This is a genomic window from Segatella copri (genome assembly GCF_019249655.2).
Lineage (GTDB): Bacteria > Bacteroidota > Bacteroidia > Bacteroidales > Bacteroidaceae > Prevotella.
In genome coordinates, this window is the sequence record NZ_CP137557.1 from 996,726 (window position 1) to 1,021,707 (window position 24,982).

The window sequence follows — 24,982 nt, forward strand, 5'->3', positions numbered from 1 at the left end:
CAATGCGGCAAGCGGATTTGTACAACTCAAAAACAAGTTTATTATGGGACATTTCAGTTTGGATTTCAAGAAGGCAAAGGGCAGCTCTGACGCAAGGGAGTCAGACCACATAGAGCGCAAGGTGATACCCGACAACGCAGACCCTACGAGAACTCACCTCAACCGTGAGCTTGTCAAGATGCCGAGCGGTGTGTATGGTCGTGACGAAGCCATCGCCCACCGCATCAAGACGGCAGGCATCAAGCGCAAGATAACCAATGACCAGGTGAGGGTGATTAGAACCGTGCTGTCTGGAACGCACGAGGACATGATGAACATCGCAGCCAATGATCAGCTTGACGATTGGTGCAACGACAGCTTGAAGTGGTTGCAGGACACGTTCGGCAAGGAGAATGTCGTGTCGGTGGTTCTCCACATGGACGAGCACACGCCACATCTCCACGCCTCCATCGTTCCGATAGTGACTGGCGAACGGAGAAAGGCGAAGAACAAGACAACGGAAGAGGGCAAGCGGACATACCGCAAGAAAGCCAATGTCGTGAGGTTGTGTGCCGATGATGTGCTCAACCGTGACAAGATGGTTGGCTATCACGACAGCTATGCTGAAGCCATGGGCAAGTATGGCTTGAAGCGAGGTGTCCGTGGGTCGGATGCGAGGCATACCTCCACGGCACAGTATTACCGTAACATCAAGCGAGAGACGGAGAGACTTCAAAACTGCATGAAACTGCTGCAATCCGATGTGGAGGAAGCAGAGCGACTGCTCAAACAGACCAAGAGCGAAATCAACACGGAGAAACTACAGGCTGCTAAGACGGAAGCCAAGACTGCCTTTGTGTCGAAGATTTGTTCTCTTTTAGGTAGTGGAAAATTGAAGGAGGTGGAGCAGCACAACCAAAAGTTGTGCGAGCTTGTGACAGACAGAGAGCAATACATTGACGAACTCCATGGGAAAATGCAGCGAATGGAGGACAGCCACACCCAACAACTCGGCGAGATGCAACAGAAACACCAAGCAGAGGTCGTAGATTTGAAAAGCAAGCACTCCACGGAGGTAACGATGCTCAACAACATCATCCGCAAAGCCAAGCGTTGGTTCCCGATGTTGGAGGCATACTTGCAAATAGAAAGTTTGTGCAAGAGGATAGGCTTCACGGCTGAACAAATTAGTGTGCTCCTTGCTGGAAAGGCACTCAACTTTAGCGGTTCACTCTATTCCGAGAAGCACAGAAGAAAGTTCAATGTGGAGAATGCAGAAATCAAGGTGTTCTCTGATTCTACCAAACCGAACCAATTGTTTCTGTGTATCAATAGACAGCCTATTGTTGAATGGTTCAAGGAGCAATGGAATATCTCAAAAGATAGAAGAACCTTAAATCCGAAGATAAATAAAGAAGAAAAAATCTAAAGACCTGAGCAACAAAAAGTTGCTCAGGATTTGGATATGTCAGAAAAATCACGCTATCTTTGTAGCGTCAAAATTTAAAAAGATATTTCTAGGCAAACAAAGATATATTGTTAAAAAGGATAAATAATTTTAATTTTTCAACACTTAAAATATTTTTTTTGTAAATTTACAAAAAATATAGAATCTTGTAGATTTAAAGATGGTTGCTACAAGTGCAAGAATTGAATGACGAAACCATTTGGAAAGGAAAATGTATATGAAGATAAAACATTTGTTATTTTTTATTCCTGTGACTTTTTTGGTCGCATGTGAAGGGACTGATTTAATCGAGCCAGACAATGTGTCGAAAGAACAGATTTCCACTCAAATAATTTATAACCCGACAAAATATTCAAAACAAAAAGGTGATGTCTTTGTCAAAAGCAGTTTGCCAACAACAATGGCAAAGCAAATACCTAATGCCTGCGTAACATCAATTATGGAGTATGCAAACAATAAAGTTTTTGGTGGAACAGTAAATGAGGGAGCGTATATTCTATATTATACACAGACATATAATTCAAATCCTTTGATTGATGGTGTTTCTTTGGATTATATCGAGCCTTTTGTAACACATTTCTTTAAAACTCAAACATTTACAAATTATAAGTCTGCAATAGATGCCAAGCATCCCGTCATGACTGATGTAAATAGCCAAATAGAAAGCTCTGCCCATAATGTGTTATGTGTAGGATATAACTCCAATACGGGTGCTGCTATTTATATGGACCCTGAGCTTGCTTGTATGTACTCAGTTAATGCTGGGTATTTTTTACAAGATTATAATATCAATACTGCGTTAAATTAATATTTAATCGTCTGTAAATCAATAACTTATATTAAGAAATGCTTATGAAAACTTAACTATAGAAAGTTGGTCAAGTCGCTGATTTTCAGTAACTTTGCAAATCACGACAAACGCAAAATTATATGAATACAGGACTTGACCAATATATGGATATCTTTAAAGATGCAGTTGAAGATTCGGCTGCAAAGTTAACAAAAAGTTTCGAGAAAATACTCATCGAGGTGATAATTTTGTTCATGGTAATACCAAGAAAGATAAATTTCACCCAAATGGGGAGGTATGGCTCGCATGTTGAGCAAACCTATCGCAACGCATTCGGCTTAAAAAAGTCGAAAAGCATTGACTGGCTCAAACTTAATGTCTCACTTGCCAAGCGCTTCTTTGGTAAACAGGGAAGATGGGCTATTGCCATTGATCCCAGCTACATCAGCAAAGCTGGCAAGAAGACTCCACATATCGGTCGTTTTTGGTCGGGATGTGCACAGTCTGTTAAACATGGTCTCGAAATCATGGGTATTGGCCTCATTGATATTGATGCCAAAGACTGCATGATGTTAAAAGCACACCAGTCGCTAAGTAATAAAGAACTGAGTCTTAGAAACAAGACTATGGTAGATTTCTATATCAGCGTCATTAAGCGTTACCGCAAGGAACTTCTTAAACTCTCAACCCTCATAGTTGCAGATGCTTACTTCTCTACAAGTACATTTGTTAATGGGATAAAGAAAGAAGGGTTCTCTTTGATAAGCCGCTTTCGTGACAATGCTTGTCTCTTTTATGTCTATGCTGGTCCACGTACTGGAAAACGTGGTCGCCCCAAGACCAAGGATGGCAAGATTGATATGAAGAATCTTGACCTCACTCGAATGGAGAAGATGGAGATGAAAGATATAGAAGGAACAGCTTATACTTTGATAGCCTATTCCAAGGCACTCAGGTGTAAAGTTAGACTTGTCATCTGGCAGATGCCGAATGGCAAGAAGAAACTATTCTTCTCTACAGACACCTCACTTTCGGGTGAAGAAGTACTTCTTTATTATAGAACCAGGTTCCAGATCGAATTTTGCTTTCGTGACGCCAAAGGCTATACTGGTCTTATGGACTGCCAGGCTCGCGATAAGTGGAAACTCGATTTTGCTTTCAATGCTTCGTTCACATCACTAAATGTTGCCAAGGTAACTATGAAGGAGATGGGAATGGAATATTCTATGTCTTCATTCAAGTCACTGATGACCAATATTTATCTGGTGAAACGAATTTTTAAAGCAAGCGGGTACACCCCGAACCGAACTTTAATTAGCAAGATTTTCAAAGATCTCTCGTGCTTACAGCGTATAGCTGCTTAGCACATTATTGAATTATTAACGAACTATTGTAATATAGTATTAACAGGTATAAAGTAATTAAATAAATATGAAGTTGATTTTTAAATATTTTTTTATTTCTCTATTGTTCCTAAATGGGCAATTAGTTCATGCACAATCATTTAAAATCGACAGCTTAAAAGGTAAAAAATGGGAGTTGCAATTGCCAAAAGGAAAGTCTTATACTTCGAGTCTTATATTCAAAGATACGACATACACAACTAGTTTCTCCTTTAATGGACAGACTCATACTATAGAGAAGCCATACTTAATACAGCAGGAAAACGTAGAAACATTTTATGTTATTTTTCCATCAGAAGGAAAGGGTACAAAAACTTTCTCTGTTAAGTTTAAAGTTTTAGAATTTACCGACAAGTTGCTAAAATTGCAAAATACAACAACAAATGTTGTAAATACGTATTTCGCAAAATAAACAACTAGTAGATTGTAAAGTCTAAAAGTTTAGTAAGGCACGTGTGATATTTCATCAATCATCAGTATGTGACGAACGACGTTTTACTCAACTTTTAGACTTTACAGACCACTAGTAAGACAGTGCTTTTTGCAACATATTTCTCTGTTTGATATTTTTTGTTTAATAAAATTCTTAGATTCATTATTTTTTTGTATTTTTGCAGCCGAAAAGAGTTGTTAGGCAGCAAACGTATGCAGATTGCAGAATTTAGAACTGTTGCTAAATCATTACCTCTGTTGAGGTGAAAAACTCATAAATAGTTCATTTTTAGCTATTCGGCTGATTTTAGCGTAATTTTAGCAGAAAAATGGGCAAAATTCCCGAATTTGGCCGAAAATTTTTCCCGAATTTGGCCATTTTTAATTCCCGAATTTGGCAGAATAAAAAACTGTCCTCATCTGAATGGGTGTTTCAGATGGGGACAGATTCAGTTATGTTTTGCTACATTACAGCTATATTTCTGCTACATTGCAGCTATGTTACAATCTGAATCCTAAGCCGATGGTCATCGGGTAGCACTCGGGAGCCTTGGTCTTGTTGAGCAGCGGGGTTATTCCGGCACGGGCGTAGAGCATCACTCCTGAGTAGCCGGCACGGGCTTCCAGGTTCAAGCCGATAGGGTTGAGGTTGATATCGCCCGTTTCGGTATGCTTGTGCTTGCCGATGAAGTAGCGGGAATGCTCGTGCCAGCGGTATTCTACCGATGGACCTAACGCCAGGAATGCATCATGGCATCCTATGCGCTTCTGCCACTCCAGCATGATAGGCAGGCGGAGCACATTGTAGCTGATATAGCTTTTCTTCAGCATCTCGCCTTCTATCGGAGTCATTGCAGATACCCCGTTTTCGGTACTTAATACATAATTGTCCTTGAAATGGTGGTGTACCTGTCCGATGGAGAGAGAGGAGGTGAGCGCCATTTCGTTGGAAAGGCGGAAGCAGAGACTGGTGAGGGTAATGCCCCATTCCCACGACTTGGAGTCGCGACTGTGCATCTCGTTGTTGCCTCCCATGCTTCCCCTGCTGCCTGGCAACTGGCTGCAGCCGAAGAAGAAGGTTGGATAATGACTCTCCAGACTGCGCTTGCGCTTGCTCAAAGTCTGAGGGATGAAAGGTGAGGTGACAAATACCTTTTCTACTTCCTGACCATCTACGAATTGGGTCTCTGAAATCTTGGTCATCTCGTTCATCTCGTTGCCGTTCATCTTATATATCTTCACAGAAGTCTGTTCGCCATCCTGCTTGATGACGATGTTCTGGTCGTTCACTCTGATTGTGGTGTCGTTAGCCTCTACCGAGGCTGGTGCACTGTTGCTGTTGGTTTCAGCAAGGGCGAAGGCTGGCATCATGGCAGCCATCATCATTACGTTTTTGATATTCATAATACTATATTTTATGTTGTTTCTTATTCTTATTGAGAAGATTCCAGAAGGAAAATGTTGTTTCTATCTTCTGGAATAGCAGAGTTGCATGATATCTTCGGGCGACAGGTCGCCTTCGATATAAATCACGGTTCCCTTGCTTTTACTCGGGTTGCTGAAGAGGATAAAGCGGTTGTCGCCATTGCTCAAGGGTGCCATCATGTAATAGCCGCTCACCATTTTGCCATTCTCCACCACCTCTCTGATTTTCTTTGCAGCCTTGCGGTCGGCCTTCAGATAGTGGGCTATTTCCGTGGCATGGTTCTTATATACCAGGCTCTTGTATATCTTGAGCTTGTAACCTTTGAGTTGCGCATTCTGCATCGTAACCATCTTGCATCCCTTGGCGTGCCCGAATCGTTGGAATATACTTTTTACGTATAGTCCCTCCTGGGCATTGGCAGAAATCGAGGCTACCACGATAAGAAGCAGTCCGATGAAGAAGCGTTTTATCAAGTTGCATCGTTTCATATTCTATACCTTATTATATATATTATACTTTATAGTTTGATTGATTGTTTCATCTAAAAGATGAATTTATTGTTTCATCATATCCAGGGCACTGAATGGATCTTCGGAATCTGCCGAAACATCATCCAGGGCATCCAGGGCTTCATTATGAACGAACTCCTGGTCGGTATAAACCTTACCGTCGATAACCGCATAACATTCAGGCTGAGGCTGGGCTGTCTTCTGGATGCCCACAATCAGGAATGCGATGATAGCGGCTGCTGCCACAGACGTGCCAAAATATTTGAGCCATCTGCTGCGAGAAGCTTCCTTCTTTGGGATTTCTTCCTTCTCGATATCTTTCTTTTCGAAATCCTCCTCCTTCTCTTCTTCTTTTAGAATTTGAGAAAGATTCATCTGTTCGAATCCGATATAGCTGAAGAGGGCGCGATAGGATTCCCATTCTTCAGGAATATCATTGGCATGCTCTTCGAAATATTTTCTGAGCGTTGCCTCTTCCTCATTGGAAGTGGCACCATTCATATACTTGTCGAGCAAGTTCTGTATCGTCTTGAATTCATTTGTATTCTTGAATTCATCGATTCTTTTTATTTTATCGTTCATCTTCTTTCCTCCTTCTTTATTTTGTTCTGTTCTGTTTCACGATATTCATATAGGTCTCTCTGATTTTGAGTCGGGCTCGGGAGAGGTTCTTTCGGAGATTATCGGCAGTACATCCCGTTATCTGCATGATTTCATCGGCAGTATAGCCTTCTATCTCCTTCATGCGGAATATCTGCTGCTGCAAGGGCGGGAGCTGTGCCACTATCTGCTTGATGAGGTTTACCTCGTCCCGTTGCTCTGCCCGCCGGTCTTCTATGGGCACTTCCATCACCTTGTCGGTGGTGAAGTTCCGCTCCTCATGTCGGCACTGGTCATAAAACTTGTTGCGCATGATGGTAATGGCTAGCGCCTTGAGGTTATCTTCTGCCTGGATATTCTGGCGCATGTCCCACAGCCTGAGCATGACTTCCTGCACGAGGTCTTCGGCATTGTCGTCACTCTCAGTCAACCTTAGCGCATACGCTTTCAAGTCGCTGCGCATCGGTAGGATGATATGGTTGAATTCTTCTGTTCTCATAACCTTAACACTCTATAGACGTATGAAATTGAAAAATCGGACATCTAAAAAAAGATTTTTTTCAAAAAATGCTTTCTTTTTTCAAAGAAAATTATTATTTTTGCAGCTATAAACATAAAATTTAGTAATCGAAGAAATAAAAATTAGCAATCGAAAACATTAAAAAACTGAATGGCTTATGGCATCAATAGTTTCTATTATTCCCATCGTATTGCTGTTCATCTTGATGCTCGGTTTCAAGATGGCAGGTCATAAAAGCGCCTTGCTGACGCTCGTAATTACCGTGTTGCTCGCTCTCTTCGCTGCTTCGCCGCTGGGCATGATTGCCCCGGAACATGCGGAGGATAGCGTGATCGCCCTGACGGGATGGGCGGTGGTGGAAGGCATCCTGAAGGCGGTATTCCCGATTCTCATCATCATCCTGATGGCTATCTACAGCTATAATATCCTCGTGGAAAGCAAGCAGATTGAGGTAATCAAGAGGCAGTTTACATCGATTACCGATGATAAGGGACTGCTCGTGCTGCTCCTTGTATGGGGATTCGGCGGACTGCTCGAAGGTATGGCGGGCTTCGGAACGGCGGTGGCGATACCTGCTGCCATCCTCATCGGACTCGGCTTCAAACCGATGTTCTCGGCTCTGGTATCCTTGATCGGTAATACCGTGGCTACGGGATTTGGTGCCGTGGGCGTGCCGGTTACTACGCTCTGCAATGAGGTGGCGGAAAGCGGATCGGCTTCGGCGGCACAGATTTGCGAGACTTCGGCCTTCGCCATCATCCAGCTGGCACCTCTCTTTATCATCCTGCCTTTTATCATCCTGACGCTTACCGATAAGCACAATCTTATCAAGAATCTCACCATCGCCCTTTGGGTGGGAGCGATTTCCGTGGTAGTGCAGTTTGTCTGCGGCTATTATCTCGGTTCGGAGACACCAGCCATCATCGGTTCGCTGGCAGCCATTATTGCCATCATCGCATACGCCAAGGTGTTTGCCAGAAAGAGCAAGGTGCAGGATAAGGAAACCTTTACGCTTGCCGAGAGCCTGAAGGCATGGAGCGTTTACCTCTTTATATTGATATTCATCCTGGTTTCCGGCGCACTCTGTCCTCCGGTCAATGCTTTCCTCAAGAGTCATTTGGTGAGTGCGGTTCATCTGCCAGTGCTCGACAGCACCTTTAAGTTTGGCTGGATTTCCAATGCGGGCTTGATGCTCTTCCTGGGTGCTACGATTGGTGGATTGGTTCAGGGATTGAGCCTCAAGAGACTGATGGTGATTCTTGCCCGTACCACGGTGAATCTGCGAAAGACGGTGGTGACCATCTGTTCGCTGATAGCCCTGGCAAGTGTGATGAACTATTCGGGAATGATTACTGCCATCGCCTCAGGTCTGGTGGCTGTGACGGGCGACTTCTATCCTCTGGTAGCACCGATGATTGGTGCCATCGGAACCTTCGTAACGGGTTCTGATACCTCTTCGAATATCCTCTTTGCCAAGCTCCAGGCTCATGTTGCCAACCAGTTGGGCATGACGGGACAGAGCACTTTCTTTGGTATGGAGGGCGGTCAGGAGAACTGGCTGGTTGCCGCCAATACCACAGGAGCCACGGGTGGCAAGATGATCAGTCCGCAGAGCATCGCCATCGCTACTGCAGCTTGCGATATGGAGGGGAAGGATGGAGAGATTCTCCGCTCGGCCATCCCATACGCCCTGCTGTATATCGTTTTGGGCGGATTGATGGTTTATTTTGGCTGCTAATCTTCTTCCTTATATAACAAAAGAGGATGTGTCATAAGTCCATGGCACATCCTCTTATATTTTTTGCCTTAAGGCTAATTATATTTTCCCTTAAGGCTAATTATATTTTTCCTTAAGGCTAAATATATTTTCTTCCAAGTACGCAAATCCGCCGGTACGCCTAGCGGGAAATATAAAGAAATCGACATTCAATCATTTACGCATGTCTTTTCTCGTAAGCCAGACTGTGGTCGTGCTGGTCGATATCATGCTTCGACTTGCTCTTTACCACGAGCCATACGCCGGAGAATACGAGGATGGCGGCGATGGCCTGCATGCCCTTGAACACGGCGAGACCCACGATGACACTTACGGTGACTGATACCAGCGGCTGCACATAGTTATATACACTCACCACGGTAGGGCGCAGGGTCTTCTGACCAATCATCATGCAGATGTAGCCCAGATAAGTGCCGAAGAGAACCACGTAGCCTGTTTCCCACCAGGTGCTCATCGGAACATGAGCAAAGTCGATGCTCATCACGTGGCTGATGGTGAAAGGCCATATCAGGACCGTTGCCCAGAGGAACATCCACTTGTTGATGGTGAAGAGCGAATACCTGGACAGCAGGTTCTTGAAGAGCGACAGGTAGAGGGCGAAGGAAAGCTGCGCCGACATACAGAGCAGGTCGCCCCAGATGTTTCCCACCTTGGCATTGCCAGCCGTAGCACTCGTCATGATGATGATGACGGCACCTGCGCATCCCATCAGTACACCGAGTGCTTTCTTCCATGTGATAGGCTCCTTCAATATCAGGAAGGAGAGAACCATGGCGAAGATAGGCATTGAGGTGGTCATGATGCTGGAGTTGCTAGGCGAGGTCATGTTCAGACCGATGGTGTAAGAACACTGGTTGAACACGAGGGCGAAGAGGCCCGCAGCAGCAAACTTGAAGATGTCTTTTACTGGAACATGCTCTTTCTTGGTGAATAATGAGGTGAGCCAAAAGAGGAGAGCACCACCCAAAACACGGAAGCTCACCAGGTCGATGCCGTCGATGCCGTGAAGCATGGCATCCTTGCCTACGGGAGCCATCAGTCCCCAGAATGCGCCTGAACAGAAGAGGCACAGGTGGGCGATAAGAGGTCGTTTGTTATCCATTTTTCCTTATTTCTATTTAAATCTTCTTTATTTTGAATAAAATCGAGTGCAAAGGTACAAAAATTCGAGGAATTTTGCTATATTTGCGGTATATTTTTTAGAAGTTAAAGGAGTTAAGAAGTTAAAGAAGTTAAGACAATAGTCTTTTTCCGTTCTTGACTATTAAAGATAGGAGATTATTCTTATGCAGAAATATGCTGATTATATCAAACAGATAGAGATAGAATCTCTCTGGAGCGGTACCAAACATATTCTTTGGAACCTCGATCGCCGTGTCAATATCCTGAGTGGTGTAAACGGCGTGGGCAAGAGTACTATATTAAATAAGGTGGTAAAGGGCCTGGCAGCTGGCGGCGAATTCCCTAGTCACATGATCAAGGGCGTACACCTGAAGGTGGAGCCGGAGGAGGCAAAGTGGATTCGCTACGATGTAATCCGATCGGTGGATAGACCGCTGATGAATGCCGAGATGATCAACAAGATAGACCTTACCCTGGTTACCGAACTCGACTGGCAGCTCTTCCAGCTGCAGCGCAAGTATCTGGATTACCAGGTGAACATCGGCAACCGCATCATCGCCGTATTGCAGAGTGGCGAACCGGATGCAGCCTTCAAGGCTCAGCAGCTGAGCGAACCGAAGAGGATGTTCCAGAATATGATAGATGATCTTTTCAAGGATACCGGAAAGACCATCATCCGAACAGCCAATGAAATCCGATTCAACCAGATGGGCGAGCAGCTTCTGCCTTATCAGCTTTCGGCTGGCGAAAAGCAGATTCTTGCCATCCTGCTCACCGTGCTGGTGGAGGACAACCAGTCTTATATCCTCTTTATGGATGAACCGGAAATCAGTCTTCACCTGGAGTGGCAGAAGCAGCTCATCGGTCTGGTGCTGAAACTGAATCCGAACATCCAGATTGTCATGACCACCCATAGTCCTGCCGTGGTCATGGATGGCTGGATGGACCATGTAACGGAGGTGGATGATATTACTATCAAGTAAAATAACGGCTTATGGCTAAACGTTTAACCGATAACATCAACTCGCTTTACTTCGAGGCCGCCAACAAGATGACTTCGAAGAAGGCTCGGCGCAAGATTGTGGCTTACGTCGAGAGCTACGATGATGTCTTCTTCTGGCGGTCGGTGCTGGGAAAGTATGAGGATGACACGCGTTATTTTGAGATTATGTTGCCTACCCGCGATAATCATCTCGACCGTGGCAAGAAGGCGGCTATCGGAAATATGCTCAAGGGGGTGGGCAAGGATATGATAGCCTGTGTGGATGCCGACTATGATTATCTGCGCCAGGGTACCACCGAGGCTTCCCAGCAGATGCTGGAGAGTCCCTATATCTTCCATACCTACGCTTATGCCATCGAGAATTTCCAGTGTTACGCCAAGGGTTTGCATGAAACCTGCGTGATGGTGACGCTGAACGATACCCATATCTTCGATTTCGAAAGATTTCTGGAGGCGTATTCCCGTACAATATGGCCTCTTTTCGTGTGGCATCTTCTCTTCTATATCCGTCATCGCAAGATGTCGATGCATTTTGACATGGCTGAGTTCGACAAGGTCATCGTATTGCCATCGGTAAGAATCCAGGAACCTCAGCAGGCCATCAATTATCTCGCCAAGAAGGTAAGAGCGAAGCTTTTCCAGCTGGAGCGCCGCTTCAAGAAGTTCAAGGATGAGCTTCCGGATATGATTCAGTATCTGAATGCCTTGGGGGTGAACGAACATAATGCCTATCTGTATATACAGGGTCATCATCTTTTCGACCTGGTGGTGAGTCCGCTGGTTCAGAGTGTCTGCGATACCCTGCGCAATGTAAGGGAGAATGAAATCCGTGACAGGGCGGTTCATTCCGAGCAGGCACGCACCGAGATGGCATGCTATGAGAACAGTCTGGGCAAGGTGAAAATGATGATGAAGAAGAACACCTTTTACCAGTTCTCTCCGGAATTCCAGAAGATTCAGAGGGACGTGGAAAGATTTTTAGAAAGGTAAAAAGGATATTTAAAGGTAAAAGGGTAAAAAGGTAAAAAGAAAGCAGGCAGATGACATCTCGCCAGGCTCTTTTTACCTTTTTACCCTTTTACTTTTTTACCTTTAAATTTATACGTATGTCTCCAGGAACTTCAAGGTTCCTTCTACCTTCAGCGTCTGGGTGCTGGCTGGCACTACGATGCTCTCGCCGCCCTGCAGGGTAATCTCGTTACCCTCGTTGTCGGTAATCTTAGCCTCACCCTTCAAGCCAATCAGAATCACGAAGCTGTCCAACTCTGAATAATCCAGGGTCATTGGCTCATCGAGATCATAAACGGCTGTGGTGAAGTAAGGGCACTGCACCATGCTGACACCCTGGTTCTTGGCAGGAGTGTAGTTCTGGCGATAGTCTGCCAGTACGGTGTAGTCGATGCACTCAGATGCTTCCTTGGTGTGGAGCTGGCGATAGTTGCCATCCTTGTCCTTGCGCTTGAAGTCGTAGATGCGATAGGTAACATCGCTGGTCTGCTGAATCTCGGCAACGAAACAGCCTGTTCCGATGGCGTGGATTCTGCCCGCTGGGATAAAGAAGCAGTCGTCCTCCTTCACGTTATACTGAGCCAGGGCATCGGTGATGGTATCATTCTCCACCATCTCCTTATACTGCTCAGGAGTAATCTGCATCTTCAAGCCGTTGTAGAGCTTGGCATCCGGCTCGCTTGGCAGCGCATACCACATCTCGGTCTTGCCGCGCTCCTTACCCTGCTTCTTGGCAATCTCATCGTTAGGATGCACCTGGATAGAAAGGTCGGTGTTGGCGTCGATAAACTTGATGAGCAGCGGGAACTCATTGCCAAAACGCTTGTAGTTTTCGGTTCCAAGTAAACTGTCCTTCAACTCGGCAACAACCTCATTGAGTTTCTTGCCCTTCATTTCGCCATCAGCTACGATGCTCTCGTTGCCAGGAACTCCAGAAATTTCCCAGCTCTCACCTACTTTCTCTTGCTTCATGTCAAGATGCTTGAAAGCGATAATCTTGTTGCCACCCCAAATAGTGGACTTCAATAGTGGTTCAAATTTTAATGGTTTCATAATTTTTATTGAATTAGTTGATAAAATGTTTCTAGTTATAGAACTCTTCATTCTTCACTCTTCACTTAAACTCTAGTTCTCCCTCCAGAAGGCAGGGGTGAAGATCACCAGTACGCTGAATATCTCCAGACGTCCGATGAGCATCATCAGCGAGCAGAACCATTTTGCCACATCAGGCAGTTCGCTCCACGACATCGTAGGTCCTATCTCTGTACCCAAGGTAGGTCCCACATTGCCCACACAGCTCAGGGTGATGGTGATGGCATTGGTGTTGTCGATGCCCATGGCTATCATCGTGAAGGAGATGACCAGGCAGATGATGAGATACGTGGTGAGGAAGGCGAGCAGCGTTACCCGCTTCTGCATCGGCACGTTGACACCATCAATCTTCAGCGGCAGCACGGCGTTAGGGTGCAGAATCTGTCGGAACTCATTCTTCACCATTCTCACCAGCATCACGCCACGGATACACTTCAAACCTCCACTCGTACTGCCCGAGCAGGCTCCGAAGAACATGCAGGCTGCCAATACCACCCAGGTAACATGAGGCCAGAGGGCTGCATCGTCGTTAAACAATCCCGTGGTGGTGATAAATGATACCACCTGGAAGACGGCACTGCGGAAGGCATGCTCCACATCGTAGTTGCGCATCACCATCAGCTCTACCATAATGAAAGCCGTAAAGGCGGTGACGAGGAGCATATAAAACTTGAACTCCGAGTTCTTGAACAGGTCCTTGATCTTAAACTTGATAACTGCCGCATAAAGCAGGGTGAAGTTCACTCCCGAGAGGAAGCAGAAGAAGGTGCAGATGTATTCCAGCGCCGGAGAATGGAAGAACGATGTACTGCTGTTGTGGGTAGAGAAACCACCCGTAGCTGTAGTGGTCATCGCATAGTTGAAACTGTCGAAGAGATTCATTCCTGCCACATAATAGGATACAATGCAGGCGATGGTGAGCACCAGATAGATACTCCATATCCATTTTGCCGAAGTGGAGAGTCGGGGATGCAGCTTGGTCTTGATAGGACCCGTAGCCTCGGCGGCAAACACCTTGGTCTGTCCGCCTACGAGCGATGGCAGCAGGGCGATGGTGAAGAACACGATACCCAAACCGCCTATCCACTGGGTGAGCGATCGCCAGAAGAGCAATCCGTGAGGGAAGCATTCCACATCATCCAGGATGGTGGCTCCCGTGGTGGTGAATCCCGACATCGTCTCGAAGTAGGCATCCGTAAAGTTGCTGATGTAGCCGCTTATCATGAAGGGCAGGGTTCCGAAGAGACTGAAGATAATCCAGGATAGCGACACCACGAGATAGGCATCGCGTCGCGACATCGAGTTGTCGGCTCCATGGCCCCTCCATTTCAGAATGAGTCCGCCTCCGATGGTAGCGAGTGTTGATATCACGAAGGCGAAGACATCTTCCTGCTGGTAGTAATAGGCTACCAGCAGAGAGATAAAGAGCAGGAAAGCCTCTATGAAAAGCAGTTGCCCCAATATCTTATATATCAGTTTGCTATTTATCATATAAAATGCTTCTCTTTATCATATAAAATACTTCTCTATCTTCTTCATGTTGATGTTGTGGCAGAACACCATCACCGAGTCGCCCGGTTCTATCTGGGTATTACCCGAAACGAGCATTCCTTCACCGTTTCTTACCAGTCCACCGATGGTTACGCCGATAGGCATACCCAGGTCTTTCACCGGTTTTTGGGTTACCTTTGAACCCTCCTTGGCGATGAACTCAGCCACATCGGCGTTGGCGCTCATCAGGAAGCGCACGTTCATCACGTCGGCATCGAGCATCATCTGGTAGATGTAGCTGGCGGCAATCATCTTCTTGTTGATGATGGTACCGATATCCAAGCTCTCTGCCATGCTTACATAATCCACGTTCTCTACTGCCGCCACGGTTTTGCGCACACCCATTCGCTTGGCTGTGAGACAGGCCAGGATGTTGGTCTCGGCATTTCCGGTCAGTGCCACGAAAGCCTGGGTGCTTCTGATTCCCTCTTCCGTAAGCAACGGAATGTCGCGTCCGTCGCCATGGATGATGAGGGTGTGGGTATCGTCGAGGATATCGTTGAGATATTCGCAGCGCTCCTCGCTCATCTCTATAATCTTGCACTCCATGTATTCCGGCATCTTCTTCACGGCTCTCACGGCTGTGCGGCCGCCACCCATAATCATCACGTTCTTCACGTCTACATAGTGTTCCTTGCCCACAATCTTGCGGATGTAGGGAATGTAGTTGCGGGTGGTCATGAAGTAGGCGAGGTCGTAGAGCTTCAGCTCGTCGTTACCGCCAGGGATGATGGTATCGCTGCCTCGCTTGATGGCTACCACATGGTAGGGATCGTTAGGACCGCTGATATTCTTGAGCGGTTCGTTGAGAATCTCGCAGCCCTCACGTAGTTTGATGCCGAGCATTACGAGTGCTCCGTCGTGCACATCCCAGCGCTGGCGCACCCAACTCATCTTTAATCCGTTGTTGATATCTACGGCAGCCAGCATTTCCGGGTAAATCAGTTTGCTGATGCCCAGTTCCCTGAAGAACTCCTGTGCCTGCGGTTCCATGTACTCGGGGTTATCCACACGTGCCACGGTGCGCTTGGCTCCCAGGTTCTTGGCAAGGATGCTTGCCGTGATGTTCATGCTTTCGATGGGAGTGACGGCGATGAACAGGTCGGCGTCGGCAACTCCGGCATCTCGCAGAGTACTCAGACTGGTAGGCTTGCCCAGCATGGTGAGCAGGTCGCAGTCTGATCCTATGCTGGCCAATCGCTCCTCGCTTTCATCGATGAGCGTAATCTCTTCCCTGCTGCGCGACAGAAGTCGTGCCAGGTGGGTTCCGATGGCGTGAGCGCCAGCTATGATTATTTTCATTTCCTATTTAAAATATATATATAATAATGTATATCGATCATGCAAATCTTAACGTTTTGCTTACAGTCTTCTAGCTTCTGCTTACAGCCTTCAGGGTTTCTTTGATGCTGTTGTTGTCAAGATGCACGATTTCTCTGAGCTGGTTCACGGTGCCATGCTCCACAAAGTCGTCTGGCAGTCCCATTCTTGTGATGGTTGGCTGGTAACCATGGTCGCTCATCCATTCCAGAACGGCAGATCCCATGCCTCCGTTTCTTACTCCATCCTCTATGGTGACGATGTGCTTGAACTTCTTGCCCACCTCTTCGAGGAGGCTATTGTCGAGCGGCTTCAGGAATCGCAGGTCGTAGTGGGCGATGCTCAGAGGCTTGCCTTCGCATTGTTCCTTGCCTTCATCGCTGGCTTCGCACTGCTCCTTGCCTTCCGCCTCCAGTTCGGCGATGACATTGGCAGCATCGTTTCCGATAGGACCGATGGTAATCACGGCGATGTCGTCGCCATCCTTCAGTTTTCTTCCGGTACCCGTCTTGATTTCCTCCATCGGGTTCTTCCAGTCCACCAGCACGCCGTTGCCGCGAGGATAGCGGATTACGTAGCTGCCCTGGTTAGGCAACTGTGCCGAATACATCAGGTTGCGCAGCTCATGCTCGTTCATCGGCGAAGCGATGGTGAGGTGAGGGATAGGGCGCAGGGCTGCCATGTCGAAAGCTCCATGATGGGTAGGACCATCTTCTCCCACCAGTCCGGCACGGTCCAGACAGAGTACCACCGGCAGATTGAGCAGTGCCATATCATGGATGATGTTATCGTAGGCACGCTGTGCAAACGAACTGTAGATGTTGCAGAACGGAATGAGACCGTCTTTCGCCATACCTCCCGAGAAGGTGACGGCATGTCCCTCGGCGATACCTACGTCGAAGGTACGGTCGGGCATCGCCTTCATCATGATGTTCATGGAGCATCCTGTAGGCATGGCTGGTGTCACACCTACTATCTTCGGGTTCTGCTGGGCGAGTTCCAGAAGCGTGTTGCCGAAAACATCCTGGTATTTAGGCGGTTTGTTGCTGGTGTCTGCGATGAGGCGCTCACCAGTTTCCGGGTCGAATTTGCCCGGTGCATGCCAGATGGTAGCACTCTTCTCGGCTGGTTCGTAACCCTTGCCCTTGGTGGTATGCAGGTGGAGCAGCTTCGGACCCTTCATCTTCTTGAGCTGTTGCAGCACTCGTACCACTTCCTTGACGTCATGACCGTCGAACGGACCGAAGTATCGGATGTTCATTCCCTCGAAGATGTTCTGCTGATGGCTCAATGCCGATTTCAGCGCATTGTTCAGGCGGATGATGCCCTTCTTGCGGTTGTCGTTGAGATAGCCCTTGGAGTGGAGCCACTGCGAAGCCTTGAAACGAAGCTTGTTGTAAGTTTCATTGGTGTCGAGGTTCAGAAGATACTTCTCCATGCCTCCCACGGCACGGTCGATACTCATATCGTTGTCGTTGAGGATGATGAGCATGTCGTTAGGAGTGCTTGATACATTGTTCAAGCCCTCGAAGGCCAGGCCGCCACTCATGGCGCCATCGCCGATTACAGCCACCACGCTGCGATCAGACTGTCCTAGTTTGCGTGCCGCCACAGCCATGCCGAGTGCCGCAGAAATTGAGTTGCTGGCATGTCCGCAGGCAAAGGTGTCGTATTCACTCTCCAGTGGAGTAGGGAACGGACGGATGCCGTGAAGCTTTCTGTTGGTACAGAACACCTCACGTCTTCCTGTCAGTATCTTATGTCCGTATGCCTGATGGCCCACATCCCAAACGATTCGGTCGTTCGGGGTGTTATATACGTAGTGGAGTGCCACTGTGATTTCAACCACGCCAAGAGAGGAGGCAAAATGACCAGGGTTGACGGAAACCTCGTCGATGATGTCTTCTCTTAATTCTTTGCATACTTGTGGCAACTGGTCGATGCTCAGTTTGCGCAAATCCTCAGGGTATTTGATGTTACTTAATAGACTAAACTTGCTTTTGTCCATATTTCCTTGTTATTTGTACATGCAAAGGTAATGCTTTTTTTTAATAAATAACATTTTTATTGTGATATTTTCGCTTTTTCCGTTTTTTCTTCGTAATTTTGCCCCAAAAATTGAGATATGACAATGAAAAAGAACCTATTATTTGCGGGAGCCTTGATGATGGCTTCCTTATCTATGATGGCGCAGACCAAGGTTGGCGGCATCAGTGAATCTATGATTCAGCAGATGGCAAAGAGCCAGAATGGCGGTGCTGCCAACAAGGCACTCTTCAATGCCATCGCTGCTAACAACATCGATGACCTGGTAAAGAACCATGCCAACGAGGCTCCTGTTGATACTCATTTCAGCATCGAGACACCAGCGCAGAGCATCCACAACCAGAAGAGTTCCGGCCGCTGCTGGATGTTCAGCGGTTTCAATGTGCTCCGTTCTAACTTCGCCCTCAACGACAAGCAGGGCAGAGTGGTGGAGTATTCACAGGATTATCTCTTCTTCTACGACCAGCTGGAGAAGGCTAACCTCATGCTGCAGGGCGTCATCGACCTGGGCAAGAAGAGCATCGAAGCCCCTCAGGTGCAGTTCTTCTTCAAGAACCCGCTCAACGATGGTGGTACCTTCTGCGGTGTTGCCGACCTGGCAAGCAAGTATGGTCTCGTACCAATGAGCGCCCAGCCAGAGACATTCTCTAGCAACAATACAGCCAAGATGAGCCGCCTCATCAGCAGCAAGCTGCGTGAATATGGATTGGAACTTCGCAAAATGGTTTCACAGGGCAAGAAACCAGCTGCTATTCAGGCTCGTAAGGGTGAAATGCTTGCTCAGGTTTATCACATGCTCAGCCTTACCCTGGGTGAGCCAGTGAAGGAGTTCACTTATGCTTTCCGCGACAAGGATGGCAAGCAGATTGGCGAGGCTAAGAAATATACTCCTAAGAGTTTCTATGAGGAGACCGTGGGCAAGGACCTGAACGGCACCTTCCTGATGGTGATGAACGACCCACGTCGTCCATACCACAAGACCTACGAGGTGGAGTACGACCGCCACACTTACGATGGCCACAACTGGAAGTATCTCAATCTTCCTATGGAGGAGATTGCCCAGCTCGCCATTGCCTCTCTGAAAGATGGTCATAAGATGTATTCAAGCTACGATGTGGGCAAGCAGCTCGACAGAAAGCGTGGCTATCTGGCACTCGACAATTTCGACTATGCCAGCCTCTTCAACACATCTTTCCCAATGAACAAGGCCGACCGTATTGCTACTTTCGAGAGCGGTTCTACTCATGCCATGACCCTGAGTGCCGTGGATCTCGATGCTAATGGCAAGCCTGTGAAGTGGAAGGTGGAAAACAGTTGGGGTGCTGACAATGGCTTCAGCGGCTGTTTCATCATGACCAACGATTGGTTCAACGAGTACATGTTCCGCCTGGTAGTGAACAAGAAGTATGCTTCAGAGAAGCTCTTGAAGGAATTCGACCAGAAGCCAACCATGTTGACTCCAGACGATCCATTGTTCCAGTTGGAAGACTAAACCTATAATATATTATGTTAGAGAAAAATAAGCGTGAGCGCATCATCGCGCTCGTCAACAAGGAAGTAGTGCCTGCCATTGGTTGTACCGAACCGATGGCGGTGGCTCTCTGTACAGCCCAGGCAGCCACCACTCTGGGCAAGCGTCCTGAGCGAATCCAGGTGCTCCTGAGTCCTAACATGCTCAAGAATGCCATGGGTGTAGGTATTCCTGGCACGGGTATGATAGGCTTGCCTATCGCTGTATCGCTCGGTGCCCTCATCGGAAAGCCTGAGTATGAACTCGAGGTGCTCAAGGATTTGACTCCCGACAGCCTGGAGAAGGGTAAGCAATTCATCAAGAATGCCGACATCAACATCAAGCTGAAGCAGGGAGATGTGGATAAACTCTATATCGAGGTGAGTTGCTATGCAGATGATGCACAGGCCACAGCCATCATCTCCGGTTCTCATACCAACTTCGTGTATGTGGAGCGCAATGGCGATGTGGTCTTCGATAAGCGTGATGGAGCGAAGGGTGATGAGGCTGATGATGATATCCAGCTCAATTTCCCGATGGTCTATGAGTTTGCTACCACCGCTCCGCTTGATGAAATCTCTTTCATCCTCAAGACCAAGGAATATAATATGAAGGCTGCCGAGGAGTCGATCAAGGGCAACTATGGTCATTGCCTGGGCAAGACGATGGACCGTCCTTTGAGTCATGGCATCTTTGGCGATAACATCTTCTCGCACATCATCTCCCGCACCGCTTCTGCCTGCGATGCCCGTATGGGTGGCGCCATGATTCCGGTGATGAGCAACAGTGGAAGTGGCAACCAGGGCATCTGTGCCACCAACCCTGTGGTGGTTTATGCCATGGAGAATGAAAATACCGAGGAAGAGATGATTCGTGCCTTGATGCTCAGTCACTTAACGGCTATCTACATCAAGCAGAGCCTGGGCAAGCTTTCAGCACTTTGCGGTTGTGTGGTAGCCAGTACGGGCAGCAGTTGCGGTATCACCTATCTGATGGGTGGCGATTATACCCGCATCTGCAATTCGGTGAAGAACATGGTGGCAAACCTCACCGGTATGATTTGCGATGGTGCCAAGCCAAGCTGTGCCCTGAAGATATCTTCGGGTGTGAGCACCGCCCTTCTTTCCTCCCTTCTTTCGATGGAAGGCAAGTGCGTAACCTCAGCCGAGGGTATCGTGGATGATGATGTGGATAAGTGCATCCGCAACCTCACCTCCATCGGTGCCGATGCAATGAGAACCACCGATGATATGGTGCTCGACATTATGACGCATAAATAAATTGGAATATAGTATATTCAAAAGGCTCGCAAGAAGTTTTTGTTTCTTGCGAGCCTTTCTTGTTTTCAATTAATCTCTTCCATTCGTTTCAGGTTCCATCCTTCAAACTGCATGATAATTTTATGCAAGGTGGTACCCTGACGCAGCGCTTCCACCCTAGGAGCTGCCGCATATTGCCTGATTTGCTCCACTGCCTGCTGCCACTGTTCCTCAGCCTTCGCCTCGAAATTCTTCTTGGGCAGCACCTTGAGTTCCAGAATATAGCAATGCTTGGTGGCATAATGGGTCAAATCCGGCAGAAGGAAGAAGTCGCAATAGCCGTGATTCAGTTCCAACTCCGGTGCAGTATAATAATAATCGTTCAGATTCAGATACGCCATGAAGAACCCCTGCAGGTTTCGTTCCGCCTCGATTCCATCACGTATAGAGGATACCTTGGCATAGGCATCAGCCATAAAGCGCAGGCCTTCTTCCCACTTGCCATCATACGCCATATCGTAATAATAATCCGTCAGCTGGTTGGTATTCACATACGCTTTTGCCTGATATTCTTCCTCCAGATAACCGTAATATTGCTTGCGGACATTATTGTTAGGAATCCCTAATACCAGTTTTGAGCCACGTGTGCCCTTGATGGTCAGCATGCCATAATAGAAAAGCAGACTCGGGAAGATTTCAGCCTTCGGTATCTGGTAAGCAGAGAACGACTCATAGAGTTGTGCCGAAATCTGTCCTTCCTCAGCAATCTTGCGAATAATACCTTTTCGCTCACCATCCAGTTTGTCAAATTGCAGCAGTTTCTTCATCTTGCCATAATCGGTTTTGGTATTCGGGTCGATCATCTGCTGAGGAGAACGTCCGTAATCCATATAATTGCGAAGATAGTAAAGCACCATATCGCAATTAAACATTCTGATACTCTTATTCAATGCTTCTTTTGCAAAGCAATAGTTATCATACCAAGGCTTCATATCGTTGACGATAGCGTTGATATCACTATCAGCCGGGATGCAGCCATGATTTTTATAATAGGTAAACATCTCGATGACATCGGCAGTAGAGAATCCCAGCATCTCGTCAAATTCCGGTTTGATAGAGATATTCCATCCTATGTTGAAACCACTGGTTACATCATCGAGCGTAACAGGACTGACACCCATCATAAAAATGCGTTCGAAGTTGCCCTTGAATTTCTTGAAGACATCACGATAGAATCCATCGGCATGGGTGATGGCATGATACACTTTCTCGCCATGCTCATTGAGCACCACATTGGTAAAGTTATCATATTCATCTACTATCAGATAAAGAGAAAATCCCTTCTGTTCAGCCTCATCATGAATAAAAGCCAACTTATCCATGGCATACTCCGCCTTGCGCACCTTCTCTCTCGTTTCCTCAGAATAAGACTCGCCATAGCGGCGCATGAAACCATCCAGTTTTACGGAACAATAGAAGTCGAAGTTACGCTCCAAGGAATCGATATTACCACTTACCTGCGAGAAGTCGAGAAAAAGCACCTGATACTTGCCCTGCAACTCCGTAGGATGCTGTCCTATCCAGAGCTTTCCAAAAAGTGATTGAAACTTAGCACTTTGGTTACAGTCATAGTAAGAGTGGAGCATACTCAAAAATATGCTCTTGCCAAAGCGACGAGGACGGATGAAGAAGAGGTTACGGGGCTGCTTCTCCAACTCGGGTATAAACATCGTCTTATCGACATAATACAAATTCTGCTCCATCACAGTGACGAAATCTGCCACTCCGTATGGTACTTCCTTAACTTTTTCCATATCTTATTTCCTTTCTTTGTGCAAAGATACAACTATTTTTTTAGATACCAAGCTTTTTTAAGAAGAAAAAGGCATCCCAATGGTTTACGGGCAACAAGAGCATTGGAAAACTTTACCTGAATCTACACCCCCAATTGCGATGGAGACGAAATATGGAGATGAAAGAAAAAAAACGAACTGGGCTTCATTTGAATTTGGAACGAGGCTCAAGTAAACTTTAATAGAGCTACACGTAAACTTTGTTTAAGCCTTAAACCAGTTTGAACTGAGGCTTACTTCAATGGCAACTGAGGCTTACTTCAAAGGCAGATGAAGCCTATTTCAAGTGCAGATGAAGCCTATTTAGTTTATTGCATCAGTAAAATCGTGAGGGATAAAACCAAAATCGTGAGGGATGCGTGAGGGATAAATGCCCCTTTTTTAGTATCTGTCACTCATGTTGCTTCTTGTCTATCAATAACTTATCCGGTTTCTTCTTGGAAATCGTGATGGGTGATAGATGATTTGGCAAAAATATATTCGCCTTCGGCACCCTTCTTGTCCTTGTTCTTGTCCTTGTTCTTGTCTTTGTTCTGTTTCAATACTATTTGGATCATACTTTTTCCTTTCGCTTTAAAATTGTTATTTTATTTAGTTCTTGTAACTCTTGTTGATGCATCTCCTTCTGAATTACGGTGCAAAGATACGGCTTTTTTTCGACTCACTCTGAACTTTCGCGAAGATTCGCGAAGATAATCGAAAAAAAATTGTTTTGAGCTCATAAATGACTAAGCTAGAAATCTCAGTGACTAAGCTAGAAATCTCAGTGACTAAGATAGAATCCTCAGTGACTAAGATACGCCCCCTGTTTTTGTGAAGGCAGGGCTGTGATGTGAAGGCATGGTCTCAAAAAACTAGTTTTCTACTACTAAAAACCTATATCTAAAACCTTGATATTCATTTCGTTTACCTTTATAACACGCTGTATATACAAAAGTCTTGGAGCCTAGGGTTCACATCACACCTTCTTCTTAAAAACTACTATAATATTATTGAGAAATTGCGTATTTTCTAATATTTCCACCAAAAAGATTTGCGTATTTTCTCTGTTGTAGTAAAGAGTAAGCAACAAGTTATGAATGTCTTTCTAAATTGTACTTTCATAATCTTGAACTTTCAAAAAAACTCGCTGGATGACGAAAAATCATCCGGCGAGTTTGGAATATATTTGATTTATATTTACACGAGCGTAGCTACGATTTCCTCACGGGTTCCTGGCAACATATCGATAACAGGAATCTCTGGCATGGTGTAGCAACCTGGCTGGAGACGGAAGGAAGCACGAGCCACGTTAACCAAAACCTGAGCGGTGAGGGCTGGGTTGTTGATGCTCATGTTGAACTCGAAACGCTGGTTCTGAGTCTTGCCAGATACACCCTTGCGAACGAGGTTCACACCATGACCCATATCCTTTACATCATCTACTGATGCTACAGCGAATACGTGAGTCTCATCATGAGCGAAGTATGGGTCTGCCTTGATCTCTGCAGTAACATCCTCAAGCTTAGCACCTTCCTCCAACTCTACATAAACCATACGGCGGTGGATACCCTCGCCCAATGGGATAGTAACAGAGAGCGCTTCCTTCACACCCTGCTTGCCACGAACGCAAACTGAGTGACCCATGCTCATACCAGGACCAAAGTTGGTGTATGTCAAGCCCTTTGGAGCCAAGCTTTCCATCAATACACGTACAATAGAATCAGAACCTGGATCCCAACCGGCAGAGATTACACTCACCTTGCCAGCCTTCTTGCAGTTCTCCATCTGCTTGGTACGATAGTCGAGGATACCTGTATGAATATCGTAGCTATCTACGGTGTTGATGCCGAGGGCAACAATCTTCTCTGCATATTCTGGGCAAGAACGGGTAGGAGTTGCAAGGATGGCAACATCTACATCTTTCAACTTTGTGATGTCATCTACCACCTCATAATCTGCCAATTCTGCTGGTTTATCCTTAGCACCCTGGCGACGTACGATACCTGCAATCTCGAAATCTGGAGCTGCTTCGAGAGCCTCTACTGTAAACTTACCAATGTTGCCGTAACCTACTACGGCTGCTCTAAACTTTTTCATCTGTTATTCTTTTATTTCTTTTATTTTTATTGTTGTTTCTGTTTCCGGTTGCAAAAGTATAGCTTTTTCTTGAAATACGTGACGTTTTAATAGATTTTTAACTCATAAAAGTTGCAAAAGGTAATAAAATCATGGTTTTTAGGTAGGGAGAAGGCCGAATTGTAAGGCTGATTGAACAGATTCCTTATAATTTCGTGATTTCATCGTGAAATGAGATTTCTTAATTTAAGCCACC

21 protein-coding genes are annotated in these 24,982 nt (G+C 46.4%); 9 read left to right on the forward strand and 12 right to left on the reverse strand.

What is annotated here, in order from left to right; translation table 11 throughout:
• Positions 1-43 precede the first annotated feature (43 nt).
• The 4 genes from mobV (at position 44) to KUA49_RS03695 (ending at position 4,052) form a co-directional block, all read left to right on the forward strand.
• On the forward strand, positions 44-1,408 hold the full coding sequence (mobV, locus tag KUA49_RS03680; protein WP_117694495.1) for a MobV family relaxase: 1,365 nt from the start codon (positions 44-46) through the stop codon (positions 1,406-1,408).
• 256 nt (positions 1,409-1,664) lie between these two features.
• Complete coding sequence (locus KUA49_RS03685) at positions 1,665-2,255, forward strand: C39 family peptidase (protein WP_218413634.1); 591 nt, start codon at positions 1,665-1,667, stop codon at positions 2,253-2,255.
• 122 nt (positions 2,256-2,377) lie between these two features.
• The gene (locus KUA49_RS03690) at positions 2,378-3,601 is read left to right on the forward strand and encodes a transposase (protein WP_153093847.1); all 1,224 of its coding nucleotides are present in this window, start codon (positions 2,378-2,380) and stop codon (positions 3,599-3,601) included.
• A gap of 67 nt (positions 3,602-3,668) precedes the next feature.
• Positions 3,669-4,052, forward strand: coding sequence for a hypothetical protein (locus tag KUA49_RS03695; protein ID WP_089544302.1), 384 nt, complete (start codon positions 3,669-3,671; stop codon positions 4,050-4,052).
• A gap of 521 nt (positions 4,053-4,573) precedes the next feature.
• On the opposite strand, the gene KUA49_RS03700 is transcribed toward KUA49_RS03695, so the two are convergent.
• From KUA49_RS03700 to KUA49_RS03715, 4 genes are all read right to left on the reverse strand, one after another.
• Entirely contained in the window at positions 4,574-5,476 is a 903-nt protein-coding gene (locus KUA49_RS03700; protein ID WP_218412893.1) for a hypothetical protein, read from the reverse strand.
• A gap of 63 nt (positions 5,477-5,539) precedes the next feature.
• Positions 5,540-5,986, reverse strand: coding sequence for a DUF6108 family protein (locus KUA49_RS03705; RefSeq protein WP_218412894.1), 447 nt, complete (start codon positions 5,984-5,986; stop codon positions 5,540-5,542).
• Positions 5,987-6,052: 66 nt separating this feature from the next.
• Positions 6,053-6,589 carry a hypothetical protein gene (locus KUA49_RS03710; RefSeq protein ID WP_218412895.1) on the reverse strand — a complete coding sequence of 179 codons (537 nt, stop codon included), beginning with the start codon at positions 6,587-6,589 and terminating at the stop codon, positions 6,053-6,055.
• A 16-nt stretch (positions 6,590-6,605) separates the two neighbouring features.
• On the reverse strand, positions 6,606-7,106 hold the full coding sequence (locus KUA49_RS03715; protein ID WP_117728516.1) for an RNA polymerase sigma factor: 501 nt from the start codon (positions 7,104-7,106) through the stop codon (positions 6,606-6,608).
• A gap of 178 nt (positions 7,107-7,284) precedes the next feature.
• Between KUA49_RS03715 and KUA49_RS03720 the strand changes: the two genes are divergently transcribed.
• Entirely contained in the window at positions 7,285-8,865 is a 1,581-nt protein-coding gene (locus tag KUA49_RS03720; protein WP_218412896.1) for an L-lactate permease, read from the forward strand.
• A 196-nt stretch (positions 8,866-9,061) separates the two neighbouring features.
• On the opposite strand, the gene KUA49_RS03725 is transcribed toward KUA49_RS03720, so the two are convergent.
• On the reverse strand, positions 9,062-10,006 hold the full coding sequence (locus tag KUA49_RS03725; RefSeq protein ID WP_203049735.1) for a DMT family transporter: 945 nt from the start codon (positions 10,004-10,006) through the stop codon (positions 9,062-9,064).
• Between the two features lie 184 nt (positions 10,007-10,190).
• Between KUA49_RS03725 and KUA49_RS03730 the strand changes: the two genes are divergently transcribed.
• The gene (locus tag KUA49_RS03730) at positions 10,191-11,009 is read left to right on the forward strand and encodes an AAA family ATPase (protein ID WP_203049737.1); all 819 of its coding nucleotides are present in this window, start codon (positions 10,191-10,193) and stop codon (positions 11,007-11,009) included.
• Between the two features lie 11 nt (positions 11,010-11,020).
• Positions 11,021-12,019 carry a DUF4435 domain-containing protein gene (locus KUA49_RS03735; protein ID WP_218412897.1) on the forward strand — a complete coding sequence of 333 codons (999 nt, stop codon included), beginning with the start codon at positions 11,021-11,023 and terminating at the stop codon, positions 12,017-12,019.
• A 108-nt stretch (positions 12,020-12,127) separates the two neighbouring features.
• On the opposite strand, the gene KUA49_RS03740 is transcribed toward KUA49_RS03735, so the two are convergent.
• The 4 genes from KUA49_RS03740 to dxs form a co-directional block, all read right to left on the reverse strand.
• Positions 12,128-13,090, reverse strand: coding sequence for a type I phosphomannose isomerase catalytic subunit (locus tag KUA49_RS03740; protein ID WP_218412898.1), 963 nt, complete (start codon positions 13,088-13,090; stop codon positions 12,128-12,130).
• Positions 13,091-13,162: 72 nt separating this feature from the next.
• Positions 13,163-14,620 (reverse strand): TrkH family potassium uptake protein, encoded by a 1,458-nt coding sequence (locus KUA49_RS03745; RefSeq protein ID WP_218412899.1) that lies wholly within the window; start codon positions 14,618-14,620, stop codon positions 13,163-13,165.
• 18 nt (positions 14,621-14,638) lie between these two features.
• Positions 14,639-15,982: a Trk system potassium transporter TrkA gene (gene trkA / locus KUA49_RS03750; RefSeq protein WP_218412900.1), complete on the reverse strand. Its 1,344-nt coding sequence runs from the start codon at positions 15,980-15,982 to the stop codon at positions 14,639-14,641.
• 70 nt (positions 15,983-16,052) lie between these two features.
• Complete coding sequence (gene dxs / locus KUA49_RS03755) at positions 16,053-18,008, reverse strand: 1-deoxy-D-xylulose-5-phosphate synthase (protein WP_218412901.1); 1,956 nt, start codon at positions 18,006-18,008, stop codon at positions 16,053-16,055.
• A 123-nt stretch (positions 18,009-18,131) separates the two neighbouring features.
• Between dxs and KUA49_RS03760 the strand changes: the two genes are divergently transcribed.
• The gene (locus tag KUA49_RS03760; RefSeq protein WP_218412902.1) at positions 18,132-19,538 is read left to right on the forward strand and encodes an aminopeptidase C; all 1,407 of its coding nucleotides are present in this window, start codon (positions 18,132-18,134) and stop codon (positions 19,536-19,538) included.
• 14 nt (positions 19,539-19,552) lie between these two features.
• Complete coding sequence (locus tag KUA49_RS03765) at positions 19,553-20,836, forward strand: serine dehydratase subunit alpha family protein (RefSeq protein WP_218412903.1); 1,284 nt, start codon at positions 19,553-19,555, stop codon at positions 20,834-20,836.
• Between the two features lie 65 nt (positions 20,837-20,901).
• Here KUA49_RS03765 and KUA49_RS03770 read toward each other — a convergent pair whose 3' ends face one another.
• The 3 genes from KUA49_RS03770 to KUA49_RS03780 form a co-directional block, all read right to left on the reverse strand.
• On the reverse strand, positions 20,902-22,629 hold the full coding sequence (locus KUA49_RS03770) for an ATP-binding protein (protein ID WP_218412904.1): 1,728 nt from the start codon (positions 22,627-22,629) through the stop codon (positions 20,902-20,904).
• A gap of 461 nt (positions 22,630-23,090) precedes the next feature.
• The gene (locus KUA49_RS03775) at positions 23,091-23,225 is read right to left on the reverse strand and encodes a hypothetical protein (protein WP_318331668.1); all 135 of its coding nucleotides are present in this window, start codon (positions 23,223-23,225) and stop codon (positions 23,091-23,093) included.
• A 622-nt stretch (positions 23,226-23,847) separates the two neighbouring features.
• Positions 23,848-24,747 carry a diaminopimelate dehydrogenase gene (locus tag KUA49_RS03780; protein WP_218412905.1) on the reverse strand — a complete coding sequence of 300 codons (900 nt, stop codon included), beginning with the start codon at positions 24,745-24,747 and terminating at the stop codon, positions 23,848-23,850.
• Between the last annotated feature and the right edge of the window lie 235 nt (positions 24,748-24,982).